This window comes from Bacillus cereus group sp. N6 (assembly GCF_016483705.1).
GTDB classification, from domain to species: Bacteria; Bacillota; Bacilli; order Bacillales; family Bacillaceae_G; genus Bacillus_A; species Bacillus_A wiedmannii.
In genome coordinates this window covers 1-1,696 of sequence record NZ_JAEHBI010000153.1, presented here as the reverse complement: position 1 = coordinate 1,696, position 1,696 = coordinate 1, and the positions used below count along the sequence as shown (strand labels likewise).

The window sequence follows — 1,696 nt, the reverse complement described above, 5'->3', positions numbered from 1 at the left end:
GCTGAAGAAACATGGATGGGGCCTGGGCAAGCATTAGAAAATAACTTTGTGGATGAAATCATGTTTATGGATAATCCGGTTAAAATGACAGCTTCAGCTTCTACTGCTGCTATGCTTCCACAGAAGGTAATCGATGGTTTTAGAAATGGAACAATGAACAAAGGCCAAGGGATTACAAAAGAAGATTTAAACGCTGCTTTATCAGGGTTAAAAAACGAAATCTTAAACGATTTACAAAACAATATAGAAGAACAACCAAAGGAGCCGAATCCTAAACCTGTAAAAAACAGTGGGATTAAAGGGCTCCTTTTAAAATTATAAAAATGGGGGAAACACATAATGACGATTACATTTAATAAATCTGAAGCATTTCATACAGCGAAAGCAAAATTAACAGATGCTTTAACTAACGCGGAAAGTACAGAACAAGAACAATCGAAAGCATTTGAAAATTTCTTTGATGCAATGCAAACGGATGTAATTCACACAGTCCGTAATCAAGTACATGATGAAATGTTAGATCGTTCTATTCTTCAACAACGCGGTCAAAACGTATTAACAGCGGCAGAAACAAAATTCTTTAATAGCGTTGTACAAGAAGGTGGATTCAAAGACGGTGAAATCCTTCCAGTCACTACACAAGAACGAGTATTTGAAGACTTAGTAACAGAACATCCATTACTGGAAGCACTTGGTTTGCAAGACTTAGGTGCCGTTACAAAGTTCATTTATTCTGATGCAACAAAAGCATATGCATGGGGCGCGTTATTCGGTGAAATTCGAGGACAAGTAAATGCAGCATTCCGAGAAGAAAAAATTGGTCAACTTAAATTAACTGCATTTGCAGCTATTCCAAACGATATGTTAGATCTTGGGCCAGAATGGGTGGAACGTTATGTTCGAACTTTATTAGTAGAGTCTTATTCTGTCGGTCTAGAATTTGGATTTGTAAACGGTGGTGGGGCTGTTGCTCATCAACCTGTAGGTTTAATGAAAGATGTACATACAACTACAGGCGCGGTTACTGATAAAAAATCATCTGGTACATTAACATTCGCTCCATCTGAGCATGGTGAAGTAATTGCTGGTGAACTTTATGAAGTAGTAAAAGCTTTATCTGTTGATGGAAAAGGCAAATCTCGTAAAGTATTAAATAAAATTGTGATGGTTGTCAATCCTGTAGATGCAATCGGTGTACAAGCACGTAATACCATTCAAACTGCTAATGGTCAATGGGTAATGGCATTACCTTATAACATTCAAACGGTTGAATCTGAAGAAGTTCCAGTTGGAAAAGCATTATTCTTTGTAAAAGGTCAATATCTTGCAGCAATTGCTGGTGGATATAAGCTGAAAAAGTTTGACCAAACATTAGCGATTGAAGATGCTACGCTTTATACAATCAAACAGTTTGCGAATGGTAAACCAAAAGATAATAAAGCGGCTCTTGTATATGATTTAAAGATTTCATTCACACCACCAACGCAAGGATGATGTAAATGGAAACAGTAATTTCAGACGGAATTTTACAGCAGTTTAAAGATAGGATGCACTTAGGTGATGAGGAAGATGATAACCTAAGACGCATCCTTTTCGCATCCAATAAAGCTTTAATAAAAGTTTGTGGAGCATATGACATAAACGAAGATGAGACGTTCAAAGAATTAGTTTTTGAGCGTTCTCGTTATGTTTATAA

2 protein-coding genes and 1 pseudogene are annotated in these 1,696 nt (G+C 36.6%); all 3 read left to right on the top strand.

Annotation, left to right across the window (positions count from 1 at the left end):
• Positions 1 to 321: pseudogene (locus JDS99_RS30555) on the top strand (head maturation protease, ClpP-related); the annotation flags it as partial.
• 18 nt (positions 322 to 339) lie between these two features.
• Positions 340 to 1,494, top strand: a complete 1,155-nt coding sequence (locus JDS99_RS30550) for a phage major capsid protein (RefSeq protein WP_199696462.1) — start codon at positions 340 to 342, stop codon at positions 1,492 to 1,494.
• Positions 1,495 to 1,499: 5 nt separating this feature from the next.
• The coding region (locus tag JDS99_RS30545) for a hypothetical protein (protein WP_199696461.1) at positions 1,500 to 1,696 on the top strand (197 nt) is incomplete at its 3' end.